Origin of the sequence: Rhizobium leguminosarum (genome assembly GCF_001679785.1) — a bacterium.
Lineage (GTDB): Bacteria > Pseudomonadota > Alphaproteobacteria > Rhizobiales > Rhizobiaceae > Rhizobium > Rhizobium leguminosarum_R.
Genome location: NZ_CP016286.1, coordinates 3,707,506 through 3,727,699, shown reverse-complemented (window position 1 = coordinate 3,727,699; position 20,194 = coordinate 3,707,506). Strand labels below are relative to the sequence as shown.

Genomic DNA, 20,194 nt, shown 5'->3' with positions numbered 1-20,194 from the left:
GCGAGTCCGAACATCCTATGTTAGACGGACCCCGAATTTCGGAAGAAGCAAGAGGCTTCTCTTGTGATTTCTGGGGGAAATCAAAACGAATTCAAGATCATAGGTTCGGCGCCCGCCGAGAGCCGGATTTTGGGTTGAAATCAGGGAAATTTGTGCCAGTGGCAGACACGTCCCAGCTTACTTCTGGTGTTGCAGAACGCTATGCCTCGTCGCTTTTCGAACTGGCGCTCGAGCAGGGCGCCGTCGACAGCGTCACCGCCGATCTTGACCATTTCCAGGCGATGCTGGATGAGAGCGCCGATCTGAAGCGTTTCGTCGCAAGCCCGGTTTTTTCCGCTGAAGACCAGCTGAAGGCGATCGTCGCCATCAGCGAGAAGGCCGGCATCAGCGGTTTCTTCGCCAATTTCCTGAAGGTCGTGGCGCGTAACCGCCGCCTGTTCGCCCTGCCGGGCATGATCAAGGCCTTCCGCATCATCGCCGCGAACCATCGTGGTGAAATCTCCGCCGAGGTCACCTCGGCGCATGCGCTTTCACAAGCGCAGGAAACCGAATTGAAGGTGGCACTCAAGAGCGTTACCGGCAAGGACGTGACGATTGCCGTCACGGTTGATCCGTCAATTCTTGGTGGTCTGATCGTGAAGGTCGGGTCTCGTCAGATTGATACGTCTCTTCGTACCAAACTCTCTACCCTTAAGCTCGCATTGAAAGAGGTTGGCTGATGGATATCCGCGCCGCGGAAATTTCCGCAATTCTCAAAGACCAGATTAAAAATTTCGGCAAAGAGGCAGAAGTCTCGGAAGTCGGCCAGGTTCTCTCCGTCGGTGACGGTATCGCTCGTGTCTATGGTCTGGACAATGTCCAGGCCGGTGAAATGGTCGAGTTCCCGGGCGGCATCCGCGGCATGGCGCTGAACCTCGAATCCGACAATGTCGGCGTCGTCATCTTCGGCTCCGACCGCGACATCAAGGAAGGCGACATCGTCAAGCGGACCGGCGCCATCGTTGACGTTCCGGTCGGTCCGGAACTGCTCGGCCGCGTCGTCGACGCGCTCGGCAATCCGATCGACGGCAAGGGCCCGATCAACGCGACGCGCCGTTCGCGCGTCGACGTCAAGGCTCCCGGCATCATTCCGCGCAAGTCGGTTCATGAGCCGATGTCGACCGGCCTCAAGGCCATCGACGCGCTGATCCCGGTCGGCCGCGGCCAGCGCGAGCTGGTCATCGGTGACCGCCAGACCGGCAAGACCGCGATCCTTCTCGATGCCTTCCTCAACCAGAAGGCCATTCACGACAACGGTCCGGAAGGCGAAAAGCTTTACTGCGTCTACGTCGCCGTCGGCCAGAAGCGTTCGACCGTTGCCCAGTTCGTCAAAGTGCTCGAAGAGCGCGGCGCGCTGAAGTATTCGATCATCGTTGCCGCCACCGCTTCCGATCCGGCGCCGATGCAGTTCCTGGCTCCGTTTGCCGGCTGCGCCATGGGCGAATATTTCCGCGACAACGGCATGCATGCGCTCATCGGTTACGACGACCTGTCCAAGCAGGCCGTCTCCTACCGCCAGATGTCGCTGCTGCTGCGCCGCCCGCCGGGCCGCGAAGCCTATCCGGGCGACGTTTTCTATCTGCACTCGCGCCTGCTCGAGCGCGCTGCGAAGATGAACGACGACAAGGGCGCCGGTTCGCTGACCGCTCTGCCGGTCATCGAAACGCAGGGCAACGACGTGTCGGCCTTCATTCCGACCAACGTCATCTCGATCACCGACGGCCAGATCTTCCTTGAAACCGACCTGTTCTATCAGGGTATCCGCCCAGCCGTGAACGTCGGTCTGTCGGTTTCCCGCGTCGGCTCGTCGGCACAGATCAAGGCGATGAAGCAGGTTGCCGGCTCGATCAAGGGCGAACTCGCCCAGTATCGCGAAATGGCCGCCTTCGCCCAGTTCGGTTCGGACCTCGACGCTGCGACGCAGCGCCTGCTGAACCGCGGCGCACGCCTGACCGAACTCCTGAAGCAGCCGCAGTTCTCGCCGCTGAAGACGGAAGAGCAGGTCGCCGTGATCTTTGCAGGCGTCAACGGCTATCTCGACAAGCTGCCGGTCGCTTCGGTTGGCAAGTTCGAGCAGGGCTTCCTCTCATATCTGCGTTCGGAAGGCTCCGCCATCCTCGACGCGATCCGCACGGAAAAGGCAATCAGCGACGATACCAAGGGCAAGCTCACCGCTGCTCTCGATAGCTTCGCAAAGTCTTTCTCGTAATCAGGCCCTAAGTTAGGACGGATCACGGATGCCTTCACTTAAGGATCTGAAAAACCGGATCGCCTCCGTCAAGGCGACGCAGAAGATCACCAAGGCGATGAAAATGGTCGCCGCGGCGAAGCTTCGGCGTGCGCAGGAGGCGGCCGAGGCCGCCCGGCCTTATTCGCAGCGCATGGGTGCGGTTCTGGCGAACATCGCCAAGGCCGTCACCGATGCCGACGGCGCACCGACGCTGATGACCGGCACCGGCCAGGACAAGATCCATCTGCTGGTGGTCTGCACGGCCGAACGTGGTCTTTGCGGCGGTTTCAATTCGCAGATCGCACGCTTTGCACGCGAACATGTCCGCAAGCTGCTTGCCGAAGGCAAGACGGTGAAGATCTTCACCGTCGGCAAGAAGGGTCACGACATCCTTCGCCGCGAATTCGCCTCGCTCATCATCGAGCGCAAGGAATTGCGCGACGTCAAGCGCGTCGGCTTCGAGAATGCGGACCAGATCGGCAAGCGCATCATCGAGATGTATGCTGCCGGAGAGTTCGACGTCTGCACGCTGTTCTATTCCGAGTTCAAGTCGGTGATCAGCCAGATCCCGACGGCGCAGCAGCTCATCCCGGCTTCAACGGGAGCTGTGCAGACCGAAGATGCCGCACATGCAGGCGCCGTCTACGAATACGAGCCGGATCCGGCATCGATCCTCGAAGATCTGATCCCGCGCAACATCTCCGTCCAGGTCTTCCGCGCGCTCCTTGAGAACGTCGCGGGCGAGATGGGCGCCAAGATGAGCGCTATGGACAATGCGACGCGTAATGCCGGTGAGATGATCAACAAGCTGACGCTGAGCTACAACCGCCAGCGTCAGGCGCAGATCACCAAGGAACTCATTGAAATCATTTCGGGCGCGGAAGCGCTCTGAGGCTAGGAAAAGAGGGTCAGAAAATGGCTGAGGCAGCTACCCCCAAGATCGGCTCTGTCGGCAGAGTCACCCAGGTTATTGGCGCCGTCGTCGACGTTGCGTTCGAAGGCGAACTGCCGAAGATCCTGAACGCGCTGGAAACCACCAACCACGGCAACCGCCTGGTTCTCGAAGTTGCGCAGCACCTTGGCGAAAACGTCGTCCGTACCATCGCGATGGACTCGAGCGAAGGTCTCGTCCGCGGCCAGGAAGTCGCCGATACCGGCGCTCCGATCATGGTTCCGGTCGGTAACGAGACGCTCGGCCGCATCATGAACGTCATCGGCGAGCCGGTCGACGAAGCCGGTCCGCTGGTCACCGCTCACAAGCGCGCCATCCACCAGGATGCACCGTCCTATGTCGAGCAGTCGACGGAATCGCAGATCCTCGTCACCGGCATCAAGGTCGTCGATCTTCTGGCTCCCTATGCACGCGGCGGCAAGATCGGCCTCTTCGGCGGCGCCGGCGTCGGCAAGACCGTTCTGATCATGGAACTGATCAACAACGTCGCCAAGGCGCATGGTGGTTACTCGGTTTTCGCAGGCGTCGGTGAACGCACCCGCGAAGGCAACGACCTCTACCACGAAATGATCGAATCGAACGTCAACAAGCACGGCGGCGGCGAAGGCTCGAAGGCGGCACTTGTTTACGGTCAGATGAACGAACCGCCGGGCGCCCGCGCCCGCGTCGCCCTGACCGGCCTGACTGTCGCCGAACACTTCCGCGACCAGGGTCAGGACGTTCTGTTCTTCGTCGACAACATCTTCCGCTTCACGCAGGCAGGTTCCGAAGTGTCGGCTCTGCTCGGCCGCATCCCGTCGGCCGTTGGTTATCAGCCGACGCTCGCAACCGACATGGGCCAGATGCAGGAGCGCATCACCACGACGACAACTGGGTCGATCACCTCGGTTCAGGCCATCTACGTTCCGGCCGACGACTTGACCGACCCGGCGCCGGCGACCTCGTTTGCTCACCTTGACGCAACGACGGTTCTGTCGCGCTCGATCGCTGAAAAGGGCATCTACCCGGCGGTCGATCCACTCGACTCGACGTCGCGCATGCTCGACCCGATGGTCGTCGGCGAAGAACATTACGACGTCGCCCGTAAGGTGCAGTCTACGCTGCAGCGCTACAAGGCCCTGCAGGACATCATCGCGATCCTTGGCATGGACGAACTGTCCGAAGAGGACAAGATTGCTGTCGCCCGCGCCCGCAAGATCGAGCGTTTCCTGTCGCAGCCGTTCTTCGTCGCCGAAGTCTTCACCGGCTCGCCGGGCAAGCTGGTTGCTCTCGAAGACACGATCAAGGGCTTCAAGGGCCTCGTCAACGGCGAATACGATCATCTGCCGGAAGCTGCCTTCTACATGGTCGGCTCGATGGAAGAAGCGGTCGAAAAGGCCAAGAAGCTCGCAGCTGCTTAATGAGCGATGCGCTAGACGAGATATTCTGCTGCGACTCCTTGAAAGGGGTCGTGGCGGATCTTCCGGAACCAGCAGCGCCAACCGTCTACCGCGCCGATAATGGCGTGCTGATGATGGTGGTAGGTCTGGTCCAGAGCGAGGAAGGCCTCGGTTATCTCGATCAAGCGATAATGCACTGCCCGTTCTGCGGGACTAAATTGCAAGATGCGAAAGCCATAGCCGAGAAGGTAAGTCACTGATGGCTGACAATTTCAACTTTGAGCTCGTTTCGCCGGAGCGTTTGCTGCTGTCGGAGATGGTGACCGAGGTCGTCATCCCCGCGACTGAAGGCGAGATGACGGTCATGGCAAACCATGCGCCGACGATGACGACGATCAAGCCGGGTGTCGTGAGCGTGCGTTCGGCTTCCGGCAAGAAGCAGGACTACGTGGTGTTCGGCGGTTTTGCCGATATCCTGCCGACCGGCTGCACATTGCTTGCCGAATCCGCGGTTCCGGTCGAGGAACTCCATAAGGACGAACTGACGCGCCGCATCGAGGCCGCCCGCAAGGAACTCGAACACGCCGAACTGCACGAGCACAAGTCGAAGCTCGAGCACTTCATCATGGAACTGACGCATCTGCGCGGCGTCGTTCAACAAGACTGATCGCAACCGGTTGCGACGATGAAAGGCAGCTGCGACAGCCGCCTTTTTTGTGTCTGTTTCTCCGGCTTGAAATGAAATGAAGAAGCGGCCGATAGGCCGCTTTTGTCGACGTGCCGGGTCGTCTCAGAAGCCGGTGCCGCCGCGCAGCTCGATAACGACCGTCTTGAACAGGATCTTCAGGTCGAGCAGCAGGCTGAAATTCCTGACATAATAAATATCGCAGGCAATGCGAGCGCGCGCTTCCAGCGGCCGTGCCGTCGGGCCGCGCCAGCCGCGTGTCTGCGCAAGACCGGTGATGCCGGGGCGCATGATGTGGCGGTGGTGGTAGTCCGGCACCAGCTCCTCGTAGAGCCGGCCGGCCGCCCGCATATTGATGGCGTGGCAGCGCGGGCCGACCAACGACATCTCACCCCTAAGGACGTTGAAAAGCTGCGGCAGCTCGTCGATATTGGTCTTGCGGAGCAGCGCGCCGATGCCGGTCACCCGGCTGTCGCCCTTGACGGTCTGTTGAATGCCGCTGGGATCACACGCTTCCGCGCGCATCGACCGGAACTTGAAGACCGTGATCTTCCGACCGTTCAGCCCCCAGCGGATCTGGCGGAAAAATACCGGACCACCATCGTCGAGTTTGATGAAAAGAGCGATTGCCAGAAAAAGCGGCGCCAGCACGATGAGAGCGCTGACTGAGGCGACGATGTCGATCAACCGCTTTATGCCCAGCCGCACGGCCATTTTTCTTTCGACGAGGGAAAAGCTATCCGGCTGGCGAATGTTGGAGTTCGCTATAACCAGGGTCTTGATCTTGTCCTGACGCTGAGACGGATCGAAGCGTGGATTCGTCTTCGAAGTAAAAGCATTCATTACGCAAGGTCCACAAGCTTAGATGCGATACTGAACAACAAGGAGACAAATACATGGTCACGTATCGTTTGTCATCGGTATAAATAAGAATTTGATAACCCTAAAGACGCCAAAAATGGGAGTATTCCGCGTTAACCTTAATGCGTGTAGTTGCGCTTATGCGTAACTTATACTTTGAAAGGAGTAGCCCGATTGGATTGACGCGATGTCAGCCGGTTTCCGAAATCGATCGCCGGTCTTTCCAGCAGGTGGTAGCTGAGGCTTGCGACCAGAAGGATGAGTGCTGCCGCCAATCCGCAAGACTGCAGCCAGCCGGTGACGACATTTTCCGAGGAAACGCCGAACGAACTCGGATCGAGCCTCTGGATCAATATCAGGATGATCTCCTGCCAGATGTAGATGCCGAAGGAGATCTTCGCGATATAGCGGACCGGAGCATTGTCGAGCAGCCTGCCCAGGTGTTGCGAATGACTGAGCGAAACGAGCGCCGTTGCGACCGCCAGCGGAAAGACCGGAAAACCGTAGGGGATTTCGAGCCAGCCGTAAGCTTCGGCGGAGCCGCCGGGCGATATGACGAGGCGGTAGCCGGCAATGGCGAGGGCCAGGACCGCTGCGGCATCGAACCAGGAGGAGCGCCTTCTTGGGAGCATGACCTCGACGCCGGCGGCAAGCGCGCCGAGCGCGAAGACGGCGAAGAAGCCGATCGGATTATATCTCGGCATCCACTCCTTCGCCCCGCCCTGCAGACCGTACTGCCAGCCGCGTTCGATGTCGTCGAGCGGAAAGAGGGTCAGGATCAGCACATGGGCGAGGAGTACGCCCGTGATGACGCAAAGCCATGCGAAGCGAGCGAGGAACGGGCGACGCCTCAGGAGAGGCAAACGAAACAGCAGGAGAAAGCAGACCGGCAGGAGCACATAGCTGGTGACCTCGAAGGGAATGGACCAGAGCGGCCCGTCGGCTTCGACAGGAAAAAAGGTGCGCCAGTGCCACTGGCTCATGAACAGCAGCCCGGAGACGTAGCGGAGCACAAACTCAGGCGTCAGCGGCAAGGCAAGCAGCGTCACGCTGAGCGCGAAGCCGACGGTGGCGGCGAACCAGAAGCCCGGAGCGATGCGCGCCATCCTGCGGATCGTGTAGTGCCGCAGGCTCGGCATGTCGCTGCCCGCGTCGAGCGCGCGCCAGAAGGGATGGGCAAGAAGAAAGCCGCTGAGCACGAAGAAGACGGCAACGCCGAAATTGCCGAAGCGGAGGACGTTTGCGGTCGGTCCGAGTTCGTCGGGGATTCTGCGCATATCCAGCCGCAGCGCGAAGTGGTGGGCGAGCACCAGCAGACAGGCCGTCGCGCGCAGAAAGTCCGCTCCGGCCAGTCTCTCCTGTTGTCGCATCCTGCCTCCCCACCTTGCCCAGAGCATGATGCCGAAAAGTGTGAGCGGTTTTCGGACGACATCATGCTCTGGGGTCTCGGACTTTGCAGCGGAAAGCCGCGACGGGCAAGGCAGGCGTTGGGCTCAGTCGAGAAGTTCGTTGGTATAATAGGTGGAAAAGTCCGGCTTCTCCTTGAGTGCGGCGCCATTGGCATCGACCAGAATACCGTTCTCCATCAGGAAGCTGCCGAGGGCCTCGGCTTTTGCCGGGTCGAGCTTGCCGATCACACCGGCCTCGGATTTCAGAAAGTGCCCCTCGATCAATGCCTTCTGAGAAGCCTTTACCAGTTCCGTATTCATCAGTGCGCCGTTGCTTTCAGAGATCAGCAGGTCGCAGGCTTCGTCGGGATGGTCGACGGAGTAGGTATAACCCTTTCGTGTCGCCTGGATGAAGGCGCGGGCGTGTTCCCGGCTTGCGGAGAGATAGGCGTCGCTGGAGACGATGACCGTCGTCTGCTCGTCGGGAATGCCATAATCGGAATAGTGGAAGCGGCCGATCTTCCGGTTTTCCAGTTCGGCAGCGATGCCTTCCCAGGTGTAGATCTCCAGCGTGAAATCGATCGAGCCATTGTCCAGCGCCTCGTAAGCGGAGGTGCCGAGGGTGACGGTCTTGACGTCGCCTTTGCCGCCGTCATTGCGGATCATCGCGGAGATCAGCGCGCTCTCCCAGGTGCCGCCAAAGCCGCCATAGGTCTTGCCGTCGAGGTCTTTCGGGCTCTTGATGTCGTCGCGTCCGCCCTTGAAGATCAGGCGTGCGGTTTCCGTCTGGACGACGCCGTAGACCATCTTCACGTCACCGCCGCCAGCGCGCTGCGTCAGGGTCTCGATCTCGCTGCTGATGCCGAAATCGGCAACGCCGTTCGACACCAGCGTTCCGGCGCTGGTATCGGTGAAGGGAAGAATCTCGACATCGAGCCCGGCATCGGCATAAAAGCCCTTCGCCTTGGCGACATAGATGCCGATATGGTTGGTGTTGGGCGTCCAGTCGAGCGCGATGCGAACCTTTGCGGGCGCCGATTGGGCGAAGGCGGGGTGGCCGGCGAGGCTTGCCGCGATGGCGGCGAAGATCGTCTGGCGACGGGTGAGAAGCAGCATGGTGACCTCCTCAGGTCTCTAGAGCAGGATGCCGAAAAGTGTGAGTGGTTTTCGGACGACATCATGCTCTAACTCTTAGAACAGGATTCAGATTTTAGGCCGACCGGCCTAAAATCATCCTGTTCTTGCGGATGAAGCAGGGTTTGCAGGATTTCGGTTTCGATCGCCTGGGCCGCCGGCGAGCCTAGATCGGCAATGCTTCTCGGACGGGGCAGGGGAACGCGGAATTCGCGGATAATACGCGCCGGACGGGCCGAAAGCACGTAGATCCGGTCGGAGAGGAACACGGCCTCGCGAACATCATGGGTGATCAGTAGCGCCGTCCAGCGGTGTTCCGTCCACATGCCCTGCAGCCATTCCTGGATCTGCGTGCGCGTCAGCGCGTCCAGCGCGCCGAAAGGCTCGTCGAGCAGCAGCATGTCCTGGGTCTGGACGACGGTGCGCAGCAGCGCGGCGCGCTGGCGCATGCCGCCTGACAGTTCGGAGGGATAGTGATGCTCGAAGCCTGCGAGGCCGAAGCGCTCGAACAAAGGCGCGACGGCGGCGCGGGCCGCGCGGCGGCTCATGCCGCGCACCTCGAGACCGAGTGCGGCATTGTCGATGATCCGGCGCCAGGGCATCAGCGCATCGCGCTGCGGCATGAAGGCGAAGGAATGTGGCGCCTGTTCCAGCGGCGCGCCGTTGAAAAGCATGGTGCCGGAATCGGGCCGAAGCGCCTGTGTCAGCAATCTCAGTACCGTCGATTTTCCGGAGCCGGATGGGCCGACGATCGAAACGAACTCGCCGTCTGCGACAGCGAGCGAGATGTCGCCCAGCACCTTCATGCCGTCGAAGGACTTCGAGATGTTGCGCAGCTCAATCATTGCATCGCTCATCGGCGCTGCTCCCCGGATTGTTGCCAGGGCATGACGAGGCGCTGGATCATCAGCGTCAGCCCGAAGAGGCAGAGCGTCAGCACGGCGCTGACGACGACGGCGGCGAGTACGAGATCGGGGCGGAAGTTGTTCTTGGCGTTGAGGATATAGATGCCGAGACCGCGGGCGGCGCCGGCATATTCGGCAAAGATCGCGCCGACGACAGCATAGGTGATCGAGATCCGCAGGCCGGCGAAGAAATAGGGCAGCGAGGAGGGAAGCCGTGCCAGACGGAAAATGCGCCAGCGGCTCGCCTTCATCGAATTCAGCAATTCGGCGATGTCGCGGTCGGTCGATTCATAGCCCTGCAGCAGGGCGACGAGCAGCGGGAAGAAGGTGACGAGCGCCACCAGCAGGATCTTCGGCAACAGGCCGAAGCCGAACCAGAGGACGACGAGGGGAGCGATCGCCACCAGCGGCAGGGTCTGGCTGGCGATGAAGATCGGCAGCAATGCCCGGCGCATGAAGGGCACGAAATCCATGAGGATCGAGGCGGCAAAGGCGAAGGCCAGCGACAGGGCGAAACCTCCGAGTGTCGCGCCGAGCGTGGGCCAGGTATTGGCAATCAGTCCCTCGCGGTTCAGCCAGCCCTGGATGACGATGCGCGAAGGCGCCGGCAGGATGGACGGTTTGATGCCGGAGAGATCGACATAGAGCTCCCATGCCGCCAAAAAGGCGCAGCCGGCGAGCAAGGCGGGTATGCCCCGGTAGAGAGCGGTGCGGAGCGCGGCAAGGCGCGATTCCGATGGGTTTGACGGTATCATCAGCGTTCGATTTCAAGCTTTCGTCGGGCACTGCATAATCCCTTAAATCGGAATCGATTTAAGGATAAATTATGCAGCAATTTAAAGTGTTACAGCGTCCTTTGCGCGTCTGAAAAGACGCGCGGCGCTGTATTGGCGGACACCGTGATGTCGAGGGTCACATGTCCCTCGGGGTCGCCGAAGCGAAGGAAGGCCTCACGAATGGTAGCAAAGACGGCACCGGCGTCGCCAGAGAGCCTGCTGCAGAAATTCTTGGCGCGGTCGAAGGTGCCGGAGCGCTTCAGGAAGTCGATGCAGCCGTAGATCTCGTCCATATGGGTACCGGTTCCCATGACGTAGAGCGAGAATTGCGCGGCGGTCGGCTGTCCGGTCTCGGTGGTGATGTCAACGGCGGCAAGTGCGGCTGTTATGCGCTCGGCAAGCGGCTCCGCCTGGCCGAGGGAGGGGTTGATGCCGCAGATGGCGTCGTCGGGCTCGCCGGGGCAGCCGCGTGAAACGGCAGCGGACAGCACGCAATGCTCGCCGGTCTTTGCTGCGGCGACGAAAAGATCATGCATGGCGGCGAAGAGAATGTCAGGCGGGCCGACCAGCAGTGTGGAGATGTCATCGGTCTCGATACGCAGCCGGTCGCGATAGGGATCCAGCGCCTTGACGACATCGAGAATGATGCCGACGAAATTGTCGGACATCGGATAGAGTGACACTTGTGCGCCTGAGAACATCTGAACCTCGCTCCGCTGGCATTACCCAGATCAGCTTTGAAGGGTCCAGAGGCTTGCGCCTCACATCTCAGCCCCGGCAATACGGAGCTCCCCTGTTATTTGCGCGGAAACTATCACCGGGGTTTTCTCCCCGCAACCGCAAAATTGCGAACCCGTCCGTGCGGTCGGAATGAGCAGAACGTGATGGAAAACACCCGGGCGGAGGATTTGCCCGGGTGTGCCCAATGGTTCCGTACCTGCCGGGAACGGAACCGGAGCCATCTGGCTCAGGCGGCTAGCGCATAACCCCGAAAATCGGAATCGATTTTCGGAAAGGACTATGCGCAGATTCAAAGCGATAGAGCGTCCTTAGCGCATCTGAAAAGACGCGCAGCGCTCTATTTCGGCATAGGGACGATTGCTGCGGGCGGTGACGAGCGCCTGCGTCCACCATTCCGCCTCGCCATCATCCGATCGAGCAACCGCATTGTATCGGCGGGATTATCGAGTCGTCCGTCTGGATCGAAGCGGTTCCAAGGTGCGGCAAAGCTCACCGAATCGCGGATGGTGACGGCGTGGAGTTCGGCAAAGACCAGCCGCAGCTGTTCGACGGCGCGCAGGCCGCCGGATATGCCGCCATAGGAAACAAAGGCGACCGGCTTGCCCTGCCAGGGCTCGAAGAAGAAATCGATGATCGACTTCAACGAGGCGGTGAAGCTGTGATTGTATTCCGGCGTGACGGTGATGAAGGCGTCGGCCATGCCAAGCCGGCTGGCGAGCCTGGCGATTTCGGGGTGCGCCATGTCACGGTTGGCCGGCAGCGCGAAATCCAATGGATCGATGATATCGATATCAAATTGCGGGAAGCGGACGAGTTCCTGCGTCAGCCATTTGACCACCCGGTCGCAGATGCGGCCCTCTCTCGTACTTCCATAGATGACAGCCAGCCTGGTGGGTGTTTGCATGCGTCGCTCCTTATTGCGATTGGACTTTACGATTGCAGGAGCAAGGGTTATAAAACCTCAACTAATCTTGAGGTCAAGAGGCGATGGATACAATCCCGGCAGCGCCGCTCGGCAAGCTCCTGACGGTCGGCGAAGTGGCGGAGCGCAGCGGCCTCGCCGTCTCGGCGCTGCATTTTTACGAGACCAAGGGGCTGATCTCGAGCATCCGCTCCCGCGGCAATCAGCGGCGCTATGGGCGCGATGTGCTTCGTCGGCTCGGCATCATCAAGGTGGCGCAGCGTGTCGGCATTCCGCTTTCGGAAATCCAGGCAGCGTTCGAGTCCCTGCCGCAAGGACGCACGCCGACCGTCGCCGACTGGCAGACGCTGTCGGCGCTGTGGAAGGATGATCTCGACGCGCGAATCAGGCGGCTTAGCCTGCTGCGCGACCGTCTGACCGGCTGCATCGGCTGCGGCTGCCTGTCGATCGAAAGCTGTCCGTTGCGCAATCCCTGCGACCGGCTCGGCAAGGAAGGGCCGGGCGCGCGGCTTCTGGAGACCGAAAACTAACCCCGGTCCTCCCCAGGAAAGATCGATACGCGCCTTTCTTTCAGTCGGCGCGCTCATATGTTAAGGGCGAATGACACAACCGGCGGCACTGTCCGCGAGGAGGACGGCTTCGTGTTCCATCCCAGACTGTTCGAAAATCGCAATGTCGTGGTGACCGGCGCCGGACGCGGCATCGGCCTTGAAGTGGCCCGGCAGTTCCTGGACTGCGGCGCGAAGGTGATCGTCCATACCGGGCGCAAGCCGGGACGTGACCTGCCGGATTTCCTGCTGACGGCTGAATCCGAAAGACGGGCGCTGCTGCTTAATGCCGATTTCTCTGCAGTCGGTGGGGCAGCGCAATTCGCCGAGGATGTTCTCGCCTTCTTCGATAAGGTCGATGTGCTCGTCAACAATGCCGGCACCATGCTTGGTCGTTTTCCCGCCACCACGCTCACCGATGCAGAATATGAGGCGGTCGTGCGGCTTAACCAGACATCGGTGGTGGCGCTGACGCGGGCGCTGCTGCCGGCATTGAAGGCCGCTAGTGGTGCTGCCATCGTCAACACCGTTTCGATTTCGGCGCTGACCGGCGGCAGCCCTGGCTCGTCGATTTATTCGGCTTCGAAAGCCTTCGTTGCGACCTATTCCAAGGCGCTTGCCCGTGAGCTTGCACCGGACCGAATCCGCGTCAATTGCGTATCGCCGGGAACGATCGAGACGGATTTCCATGAGCGCTATTCCTCGCGCGAAAAGCTGGAGCAAACGAGGAAATCCATCCCCCTGCAGCGGCTCGGCACGGCGGAGGATTGTGCTCCCGCCTATCTGTTCCTGGCGGCTCCCTCGCTCTCGGGCTACATCACCGGACAGGTGATCGAGATCAATGGAGGTCAGCTTATCTGCTGATTTGTTTGGACCTTTTTTGACATTTCATCACTTTTGACCAATTCGCTTGTGCGAATATGCTATTGTGCTGATCTGCCTCATTGCCTCATTGCCTCATTGCCTCATTGCCTCATTGCCTCATTGCCTCATTGCCTCATTGCCTCATTGCCTCATTGCCTCATTGCCTCATTGCCTCATTGCCTCATTGCCTCATTGCCTCATTGCCTCATTGCCTCCCTTCCGAGATACCGAATGCCGTTGCCCAAACCCGAGCCGGGGATGTCCGGCCAGGAATTGCACAAACTCGCTGGAAAAGCCCATGAAGCGAGCGATCTGCTGAAAGCGTTAGCGCACCAGACCCGACTTCTGATCCTCTGCATATTGGCGAATGAGGAGCGGACGGTGGGTGAGATCGAAAATATCCTCGGCATCCAGCAGGCAATGGTCTCGCAGCAGCTGGCGCGATTAAGGCTAGAAGGCCTGGTCTATACGCGCCGCCAGGGCAGGCTGGTCTATTACAGCATCGGCAATGTCAGCGTGCTTGCCTTCCTCGAATCTCTGTTCGATCTTTTCCCGGCTGCAGAAAACAGTTAGAGCATGATGCCGAAAAGTGTGCGCGGTTTTCGGACGACATCATGCTCTATTTCTTTGATTTAGATCAGGATTCAGATTTTAGGCCGATCGGGCCTAAAACCATCCTGATCTAGAGATCGCCCTTGCGGAGCACGGCTGCTGCGTCAAAGATGAACTGACCCGGATGATGTCACGCCGGATCGGGAGACCGGATGATCGACAAGCTGGAATTCTTCATCGCCCTTGCCAATGAAAAGCATTTTGGCCGTGCCGCGGAGGAGTGCGGGATCTCGCAGCCGACGCTTTCGGCGGCCATCCGGCAGCTCGAAGATCAGCTTGGTGTCATGCTGGTGCAGCGCGGTTCGCGGTTCCAGGGACTGACGCCGGAGGGACAGCGCGTGCTCGAATGGGCCCGGCGCATCGTCGGGGATGCCCGCACCATGCGCGAGGAGATGCGCGCCGCGCGCCGCGGCCTTTCCGGCCACATCCGCCTCGCCGCCATTCCGACCGCGCTTGCCATGTTGTCGCGCATCACCACGCCCTTTCAGGAGCGGCATCCCGGCGTGACTTTCTCGATCGTCTCGCGGAATTCGCTGCAGGTGCTGAGCATGCTCGAAAACCTCGAAATCGATGCAGGCATCACCTATCTCGAAAACGAGCCGCTCGGCCGCGTTACGACCGTTCCCCTTTATGCCGAGCGCTATAATCTGATCACGGCTGCCGGCAGCCCGCTATCCGATCGCGACAACGTGACCTGGCGGGAGATCGGCGACCTTCGGCTTTGTCTATTGACTGCCGACATGCAGAACCGCCGGATCATCAACCGCCACTTGACGGAAGCAGGCGCCACGGCGCATCCGACACTCGAATCCAACTCGATGATCGTGCTGTTCTCGCATGTCAGGACCGGACGCTGGGCGAGCATCATGCCGCGCAACGTCGCCAAATCCTTCGGATTTCCTGTGGAAATCCGCATGATCCCGATCGTTGAGCCGGAGGCGCATCATCTGGTCGGTCTTGTTGCGCCTTATCGTGAGCCGTTCACGCCGCTTGTCTCGGCCTTGCTGCATGAAGCGAGAGTGCTCGTGCAAGATGAAGAGCTTTGATAGAAAAAACCTATCAAGCAACAAGATAGCTTTATTGATCGCCGGCTGCTTCCCTGAGATGGTGATGACGGAATAGCACTCGGCTGGGGAGGCCCGCTATTTCGCAACGAGCAAGCCGCTGGGAGGGCTGCCTTATGACCATTCATATCGCCGAAGGCGATATTGCAGCACGCACCCGAGCCATCGTCGCCGATCTTCGCTTTCTCGAAGGGCCGCTGCTTCCCATTCTGCACGAGGTTCAGCAGGAATTCGGCTATGTGCCGCAGGAAGCCATGCCTGTTATCGCGGAGGAATTGAACCTCTCCCGCGCCGAGGTTCATGGCGTGGTGACCTTCTATCACGATTATCGCGACCATCCCGCCGGCCGGCATGTGCTGAAGCTCTGTCGCGCCGAGGCCTGTCAGTCGATGGGCGGCGATGCGCTGGCCGAACGCGTCAAGGCGCTGCTCGGCATCGATTTTCATCAGACGACGCTCGATGGCGGCGTGACGCTGGAGCCGGTCTACTGTCTGGGGCTCTGCGCCTGCGCGCCGGCGGCGATGCTCGACGGCGAGGTCTATGGCCGGGTCGACGATCAGACGGCGGCGGAACTCGTCGCGGAGGCACGCCGATGACGGTCAGGATATATGTTCCGCGCGATGCCGCAGCGCTGGCGCTCGGAGCCGAAAAGGTGGCAAAGGCGATTGCCCAGGAGATCGCCGCCCGCGGCTTCGATGCCGAGATCGTGCGCAACGGCTCGCGCGGAATGTTCTGGCTGGAGCCGTTGGTCGAGGTCGAGGTTGCCGGCAAGCGCATCGGCTACGGGTCGGTGAAGGCGAAGGATGTGCCTGATCTGTTCGACGCCGGGATGATTGATGGAGGCGAGCATCGGCTCTGTCTCGGGGAGGTTGAAGACCTCCCGTTCCTCAAGGAACAAACCCGCCTGACCTTCGCCCGCTGCGGTGTCACCGATCCGCTTTCGCTTGGCGATTACGAGGCGCATGGCGGTCTTGCCGGCCTTCGTCGCGCCATTTCGATGACACCAGTCGATATCGTCAAGGAAATCACCGATTCCGGCTTGCGCGGCCGCGGCGGTGCCGGCTTTCCCACCGGCATCAAGTGGAAGACCGTTCTCGAGGCCGCCGGCGAACGCAAATATATCGTCTGCAATGCCGATGAGGGCGACAGCGGCACCTTTGCCGACCGGATGATCATGGAGGGTGATCCCTTCGTGTTGATCGAGGGCATGGCGATATCAGGGCTCGCGACCGGGGCGACCAAGGGTTTCATCTATACGCGTTCGGAATATCCGCATGCGATCTCTGTCATGACCGAGGCCGTCGGCATTGCGCGCCAGGCCGGTATTCTCGGACCATCGGTGCTCGGCTCTGGCCGCGCCTTCGATATCGAAGTGCGCACCGGCGCCGGCGCCTATGTCTGCGGCGAGGAGACGGCGCTGCTCAACAGCCTCGAAGGCAAGCGCGGCATCGTGCGTGCCAAGCCGCCGCTGCCGGCGCATAAGGGGCTGTTTAACTGTCCGACCGTCATCAACAATGTGATCTCGCTGGCTTCGGTGCCCGTCATCATGGAAAAGGGCGCGGCCTTCTATCGCGATTTCGGCATGGGCCGCTCACGCGGCACCATCCCGCTGCAGATTGCCGGCAATGTCAGATATGGCGGCCTCTTTGAGACGGCCTTCGGTCTTTCGCTCGGAGATATCGTCGACAGGATCGGTGGCGGTACAGTGACGGGACGGCCGGTCAAGGCCGTGCAGGTCGGCGGACCGCTCGGCGCCTATTTCCCGCGGGCGCTGTTCGACACGCCGTTCGAATATGAATCCTTCGCCGCCAAAGACGGACTGATCGGCCATGCCGGCATCGTCGTCTTCGACGACACGGCCGATATGCTGAAGCAGGCGCGTTTCGCCATGGAATTCTGCGCCGTCGAAAGCTGCGGCAAGTGCACGCCCTGCCGCATCGGCTCGACGCGCGGCGTGGAGACGGCCGACAAGATCGCTCGCGGCATCGAGCCGGAAAAGAACCGGGTGCTGCTTGCCGATCTCTGCAACACGATGAAGTTCGGCTCGCTCTGTGCGCTGGGTGGGTTCACGCCCTATCCTGTGATGAGCGCCATGACGCATTTCCCAGAGGATTTTTCGCCGGCACCTCTGGTGGAGGCGGCGGAATGACGCGTTTTTCATGGAACGCCTGCGCTGACCTCACCATCTCAAGCAAGGAGACCCATCATGTCTCTCATCCATGAAATCGACTACGGTACCCCGGCTTCGAAATCTGAGGCCATTGTGACGCTCACCATCGACGGACAGCAGATCAGCGTGCCGGAGGGCACCTCGATCATGCGCGCCTCGATGGAGGCCGGTATCAAGGTGCCGAAGCTCTGTGCCACAGATATGGTCGATGCTTTCGGCTCCTGCCGGCTCTGCCTCGTCGAGATCGAGGGCCGCAACGGCACGCCCTCCTCCTGCACGACACCGGTGGCGGCAAACATGGTGGTGCACACGCAGACGGGGCGATTGAAGGATATCCGCCGCGGCGTGATGGAACTTTATATCTCCGACCATCCGCTCGACTGTCTCACCTGCGCGGCCAACGGCGATTGCGAATTGCAGGACATGGCGGGTGCCGTCGGCCTGCGCGATGTGCGCTACGGCTATGAGGGCGACAACCACGTCAAGGCGCGCAGCAATGGCGACATCAATCTGAAATGGATGCCGAAGGACGAGTCCAATCCCTATTTCACCTATGATCCCTCGAAATGCATCGTCTGTTCGCGCTGCGTGCGCGCCTGCGAGGAAGTGCAGGGGACCTTCGCGCTGACGATCGAGGGCCGTGGTTTCGGCTCGCGCGTTTCGCCCGGCATGCACGAGCATTTCATCGATTCCGAATGCGTCTCTTGCGGCGCCTGCGTCCAGGCCTGCCCGACGGCGACGCTGACGGAGAAGTCGGTGATCCAGATCGGCCAGCCCGAGCATTCGGCTGTCACCACCTGCGCCTATTGCGGCGTCGGCTGTTCCTTCAAGGCGGAAATGCGCGGCGAGGAACTGGTGCGCATGGTGCCGTGGAAGGACGGCCAGGCCAATCGCGGCCATTCCTGCGTCAAGGGCCGCTTCGCTTACGGCTATTCCACCCACAAGGACCGCATCCTCAATCCGATGATCCGCGAAAAGCTCAGCGATCCCTGGCGGGAAGTGAGCTGGGACGAGGCCTTCGCGCATGTGGCGTTGGAGTTCCGCCGCATCCAGTATCAATACGGCCGCGAGGCGATTGGCGGCATCACCTCGTCGCGCTGCACCAATGAGGAAACGTATCTGGTGCAGAAGCTGATCCGGGCCGGCTTCGGCAACAACAATGTCGATACCTGCGCCCGCGTCTGCCATTCGCCGACCGGCTACGGCCTCGGCCAGACCTTCGGCACGTCGGCGGGCACGCAGGATTTCGACAGCGTCGAGCATTCCGACGTCGTCATCGTCATCGGCGCCAATCCGACCGACGGGCATCCGGTGTTCGGCTCGCGGCTGAAGAAGCGGCTGCGCCAGGGCGCCAAGCTCATCGTCATCGATCCGCGCCGCACCGATATCGTCCGCTCGCCGCATATCGAGGCTTCCTATCACCTGCCGCTGAAGCCCGGCACCAATGTCGCGGTCATGACGGCGCTGGCGCATGTGATCGTCACCGAAGGGCTCTTTGACGAGGCGTTCATCCGCGAGCGTTGCGATTGGTCGGAGTTCGAGGACTGGGCCGCCTTCGTCGCCGAACCGCAGCACAGTCCCGAAGAGACCGAGATCTTCACCGGCGTGTCGGCGGCGGATCTGCGCGGCGCGGCAAGGCTCTATGCCAAGGGCGGCAATGGCGCGATCTATTATGGCCTCGGCGTTACCGAACACAGCCAGGGCTCGACCACGGTCATCGCGATCGCCAACCTGGCGATGGCGACCGGCAATATCGGCCGTCCCGGCGTCGGCGTGAATCCGCTGCGCGGCCAGAACAATGTGCAGGGCTCCTGCGACATGGGTTCCTTCCCGCACGAACTGCCGGGCTACCGGCACATTTCCGACGATGCGACGCGCGATATCTTCGAAAAGCTCTGGGGCGTGAAGCTCAACAACGAGCCGGGCCTGCGTATTCCGAACATGCTGGATGCAGCAGTCGACGGCTCCTTCAAGGGCATCTACATCCAGGGCGAAGACATCCTTCAGTCCGATCCCGATACCAAACATGTCGCGGCCGGGCTTGCGGCGATGGAATCTGTCGTCGTGCAGGATCTGTTCCTCAACGAGACCGCCAATTACGCCCATGTCTTCCTGCCGGGCTCGACCTTCCTCGAGAAGGACGGCACCTTCACCAATGCCGAGCGACGCATCAACCGCGTGCGCAAGGTGATGTCGCCGCGCAACGGCTATGGCGACTGGGAAGTGACGCAGAAGCTTGCCCAGGCGATGGGTCTCGACTGGAATTACACCCATCCGTCGGAGATCATGGACGAGATCGCCGCGACGACGCCGAGTTTCGCGATGGTCTCCTACGACTATCTCGACAAAATGGGCTCGGTGCAGTGGCCCTGCAACGAGAAGAACCCGCTCGGCTCGCCGATCATGCATGTCAACGGCTTCGTGCGCGGCAAGGGCAAGTTCATCCGCACCGAATATGTGGCGACCGACGAGCGCACCGGTCCGCGCTTCCCGCTGCTGCTGACAACCGGCCGCATCCTCAGCCAGTACAATGTCGGGGCGCAGACGCGGCGGACCGAGAATGTCGTCTGGCATGCGGAAGACCGGCTGGAAATCCATCCGCACGATGCCGAGCAGCGCGGCGTTCGCGACGGCGACTGGGTCAGGCTCGGCAGCCGCTCCGGCGACACCACGCTCAGGGCGCTGATCACCGATCGCGTCGCGCCGGGTGTCGTCTATACGACCTTCCATCATCCCACGACGCAGGCGAACGTCATCACCACCGATTTCTCCGACTGGGCGACGAACTGCCCGGAATATAAGGTGACGGCGGTGCAGGTCTCGCCCTCCAACGGGCCGAGCGAATGGCAACTGGAATATGACGAGCAGGCGCGGCAATCGCGCCGCATCGCCAGCAAGCTCGAGGCTGCGGAGTGACGATGCGG

General features: G+C 60.9%; 19 protein-coding genes, 1 pseudogene and 1 riboswitch. Of the genes and pseudogenes, 13 read left to right on the top strand and 7 right to left on the bottom strand.

Going from position 1 to position 20,194, the window contains the following annotated elements:
- Nucleotides 1–152 precede the first annotated feature (152 nt).
- The 6 genes from BA011_RS18260 to BA011_RS18235 are packed head-to-tail and all read left to right on the top strand — an operon-like array spanning nucleotide 153 to nucleotide 5,267.
- Nucleotides 153–719, top strand: a complete 567-nt coding sequence (locus tag BA011_RS18260) for a F0F1 ATP synthase subunit delta (RefSeq protein ID WP_012759251.1) — start codon at nucleotides 153–155, stop codon at nucleotides 717–719.
- Nucleotides 719–2,248, top strand: a complete 1,530-nt coding sequence (atpA, locus tag BA011_RS18255; RefSeq protein ID WP_027666860.1) for a F0F1 ATP synthase subunit alpha — start codon at nucleotides 719–721, stop codon at nucleotides 2,246–2,248. The genes BA011_RS18260 and atpA overlap by 1 nt, the downstream gene beginning before the upstream one ends.
- Nucleotides 2,249–2,276: 28 nt before the next feature.
- Nucleotides 2,277–3,161: a F0F1 ATP synthase subunit gamma gene (locus tag BA011_RS18250; protein WP_065281484.1), complete on the top strand. Its 885-nt coding sequence runs from the start codon at nucleotides 2,277–2,279 to the stop codon at nucleotides 3,159–3,161.
- A 23-nt stretch (nucleotides 3,162–3,184) separates the two neighbouring features.
- Nucleotides 3,185–4,621 carry a F0F1 ATP synthase subunit beta gene (atpD, locus tag BA011_RS18245; RefSeq protein WP_017962360.1) on the top strand — a complete coding sequence of 479 codons (1,437 nt, stop codon included), beginning with the start codon at nucleotides 3,185–3,187 and terminating at the stop codon, nucleotides 4,619–4,621.
- A complete protein-coding gene (locus tag BA011_RS18240) occupies nucleotides 4,621–4,860 on the top strand; it encodes a hypothetical protein (protein WP_003543462.1) in 240 nt (79 codons plus the stop codon). Before atpD ends, BA011_RS18240 begins: the two co-directional genes overlap by 1 nt.
- Nucleotides 4,860–5,267, top strand: a complete 408-nt coding sequence (locus BA011_RS18235) for a F0F1 ATP synthase subunit epsilon (RefSeq protein ID WP_012759246.1) — start codon at nucleotides 4,860–4,862, stop codon at nucleotides 5,265–5,267. The genes BA011_RS18240 and BA011_RS18235 overlap by 1 nt, the downstream gene beginning before the upstream one ends.
- 123 nt (nucleotides 5,268–5,390) lie before the next feature.
- Here the strand turns inward: BA011_RS18235 and BA011_RS18230 are convergent, their stop codons facing one another.
- The 7 genes and pseudogenes from BA011_RS18230 to BA011_RS18200 form a co-directional block, all read right to left on the bottom strand.
- Nucleotides 5,391–6,128 (bottom strand): sugar transferase, encoded by a 738-nt coding sequence (locus BA011_RS18230; protein WP_065281483.1) that lies wholly within the window; start codon nucleotides 6,126–6,128, stop codon nucleotides 5,391–5,393.
- A 167-nt stretch (nucleotides 6,129–6,295) separates the two neighbouring features.
- A complete protein-coding gene (locus BA011_RS18225) occupies nucleotides 6,296–7,516 on the bottom strand; it encodes an acyltransferase family protein (RefSeq protein ID WP_065281482.1) in 1,221 nt (406 codons plus the stop codon).
- Between the two features lie 123 nt (nucleotides 7,517–7,639).
- The gene (locus BA011_RS18220; protein ID WP_065281481.1) at nucleotides 7,640–8,650 is read right to left on the bottom strand and encodes an ABC transporter substrate-binding protein; all 1,011 of its coding nucleotides are present in this window, start codon (nucleotides 8,648–8,650) and stop codon (nucleotides 7,640–7,642) included.
- A gap of 68 nt (nucleotides 8,651–8,718) precedes the next feature.
- The gene (locus BA011_RS18215; protein WP_065281480.1) at nucleotides 8,719–9,525 is read right to left on the bottom strand and encodes an ABC transporter ATP-binding protein; all 807 of its coding nucleotides are present in this window, start codon (nucleotides 9,523–9,525) and stop codon (nucleotides 8,719–8,721) included.
- Nucleotides 9,522–10,328, bottom strand: a complete 807-nt coding sequence (locus BA011_RS18210; protein ID WP_065281479.1) for an ABC transporter permease — start codon at nucleotides 10,326–10,328, stop codon at nucleotides 9,522–9,524. The genes BA011_RS18215 and BA011_RS18210 overlap by 4 nt, the downstream gene beginning before the upstream one ends.
- Nucleotides 10,329–10,417: 89 nt before the next feature.
- Nucleotides 10,418–11,050 carry a YkoF family thiamine/hydroxymethylpyrimidine-binding protein gene (locus BA011_RS18205; protein WP_065281478.1) on the bottom strand — a complete coding sequence of 211 codons (633 nt, stop codon included), beginning with the start codon at nucleotides 11,048–11,050 and terminating at the stop codon, nucleotides 10,418–10,420.
- A riboswitch (TPP riboswitch) is annotated at nucleotides 11,041–11,154 on the bottom strand. Its footprint overlaps the gene before it by 10 nt.
- Before the next feature lie 244 nt (nucleotides 11,155–11,398).
- Nucleotides 11,399–11,994 (bottom strand): annotated as a pseudogene (locus BA011_RS18200) (NADPH-dependent FMN reductase).
- Between the two features lie 83 nt (nucleotides 11,995–12,077).
- On the opposite strand from BA011_RS18200, the gene soxR reads away from it, so the two are divergent.
- The 7 genes from soxR to fdhF all read left to right on the top strand — a co-directional run bounded on the left by soxR (nucleotide 12,078) and on the right by fdhF (nucleotide 20,186).
- The gene (soxR, locus tag BA011_RS18195; RefSeq protein WP_017962353.1) at nucleotides 12,078–12,542 is read left to right on the top strand and encodes a redox-sensitive transcriptional activator SoxR; all 465 of its coding nucleotides are present in this window, start codon (nucleotides 12,078–12,080) and stop codon (nucleotides 12,540–12,542) included.
- A 111-nt stretch (nucleotides 12,543–12,653) separates the two neighbouring features.
- On the top strand, nucleotides 12,654–13,424 hold the full coding sequence (locus BA011_RS18190; RefSeq protein WP_065282590.1) for an SDR family NAD(P)-dependent oxidoreductase: 771 nt from the start codon (nucleotides 12,654–12,656) through the stop codon (nucleotides 13,422–13,424).
- Nucleotides 13,425–13,655: 231 nt separating this feature from the next.
- Nucleotides 13,656–13,997 (top strand): ArsR/SmtB family transcription factor, encoded by a 342-nt coding sequence (locus BA011_RS18185; protein WP_065281477.1) that lies wholly within the window; start codon nucleotides 13,656–13,658, stop codon nucleotides 13,995–13,997.
- Between the two features lie 191 nt (nucleotides 13,998–14,188).
- Nucleotides 14,189–15,082 (top strand): LysR family transcriptional regulator, encoded by an 894-nt coding sequence (locus BA011_RS18180; RefSeq protein ID WP_003543441.1) that lies wholly within the window; start codon nucleotides 14,189–14,191, stop codon nucleotides 15,080–15,082.
- Nucleotides 15,083–15,216: 134 nt separating this feature from the next.
- Nucleotides 15,217–15,696, top strand: coding sequence for a formate dehydrogenase subunit gamma (locus BA011_RS18175; RefSeq protein ID WP_018069026.1), 480 nt, complete (start codon nucleotides 15,217–15,219; stop codon nucleotides 15,694–15,696).
- Nucleotides 15,693–17,249 carry a formate dehydrogenase beta subunit gene (locus BA011_RS18170; protein ID WP_065281476.1) on the top strand — a complete coding sequence of 519 codons (1,557 nt, stop codon included), beginning with the start codon at nucleotides 15,693–15,695 and terminating at the stop codon, nucleotides 17,247–17,249. Before BA011_RS18175 ends, BA011_RS18170 begins: the two co-directional genes overlap by 4 nt.
- Before the next feature lie 57 nt (nucleotides 17,250–17,306).
- Entirely contained in the window at nucleotides 17,307–20,186 is a 2,880-nt protein-coding gene (fdhF, locus tag BA011_RS18165) for a formate dehydrogenase subunit alpha (protein WP_065281475.1), read from the top strand.
- Nucleotides 20,187–20,194: the final 8 nt, after the last annotated feature.

Coding starts and splice junctions, on each gene's coding strand:
- atpA (WP_027666860.1), top strand. CDS start 719: ATGGATATCCGCGCCGCGGAAATTTCCGCAATTCTCAAAGACCAGATT.
- BA011_RS18250 (WP_065281484.1), top strand. CDS start 2,277: ATGCCTTCACTTAAGGATCTGAAAAACCGGATCGCCTCCGTCAAGGCG.
- atpD (WP_017962360.1), top strand. CDS start 3,185: ATGGCTGAGGCAGCTACCCCCAAGATCGGCTCTGTCGGCAGAGTCACC.
- BA011_RS18240 (WP_003543462.1), top strand. CDS start 4,621: ATGAGCGATGCGCTAGACGAGATATTCTGCTGCGACTCCTTGAAAGGG.
- BA011_RS18235 (WP_012759246.1), top strand. CDS start 4,860: ATGGCTGACAATTTCAACTTTGAGCTCGTTTCGCCGGAGCGTTTGCTG.
- BA011_RS18230 (WP_065281483.1), bottom strand. CDS start 6,128: ATGAATGCTTTTACTTCGAAGACGAATCCACGCTTCGATCCGTCTCAG.
- BA011_RS18225 (WP_065281482.1), bottom strand. CDS start 7,516: ATGCGACAACAGGAGAGACTGGCCGGAGCGGACTTTCTGCGCGCGACG.
- BA011_RS18220 (WP_065281481.1), bottom strand. CDS start 8,650: ATGCTGCTTCTCACCCGTCGCCAGACGATCTTCGCCGCCATCGCGGCA.
- BA011_RS18215 (WP_065281480.1), bottom strand. CDS start 9,525: ATGAGCGATGCAATGATTGAGCTGCGCAACATCTCGAAGTCCTTCGAC.
- BA011_RS18210 (WP_065281479.1), bottom strand. CDS start 10,328: ATGATACCGTCAAACCCATCGGAATCGCGCCTTGCCGCGCTCCGCACC.
- BA011_RS18205 (WP_065281478.1), bottom strand. CDS start 11,050: ATGTTCTCAGGCGCACAAGTGTCACTCTATCCGATGTCCGACAATTTC.
- soxR (WP_017962353.1), top strand. CDS start 12,078: ATGGATACAATCCCGGCAGCGCCGCTCGGCAAGCTCCTGACGGTCGGC.
- BA011_RS18185 (WP_065281477.1), top strand. CDS start 13,656: ATGCCGTTGCCCAAACCCGAGCCGGGGATGTCCGGCCAGGAATTGCAC.
- BA011_RS18180 (WP_003543441.1), top strand. CDS start 14,189: ATGATCGACAAGCTGGAATTCTTCATCGCCCTTGCCAATGAAAAGCAT.
- BA011_RS18175 (WP_018069026.1), top strand. CDS start 15,217: ATGACCATTCATATCGCCGAAGGCGATATTGCAGCACGCACCCGAGCC.
- BA011_RS18170 (WP_065281476.1), top strand. CDS start 15,693: ATGACGGTCAGGATATATGTTCCGCGCGATGCCGCAGCGCTGGCGCTC.
- fdhF (WP_065281475.1), top strand. CDS start 17,307: ATGTCTCTCATCCATGAAATCGACTACGGTACCCCGGCTTCGAAATCT.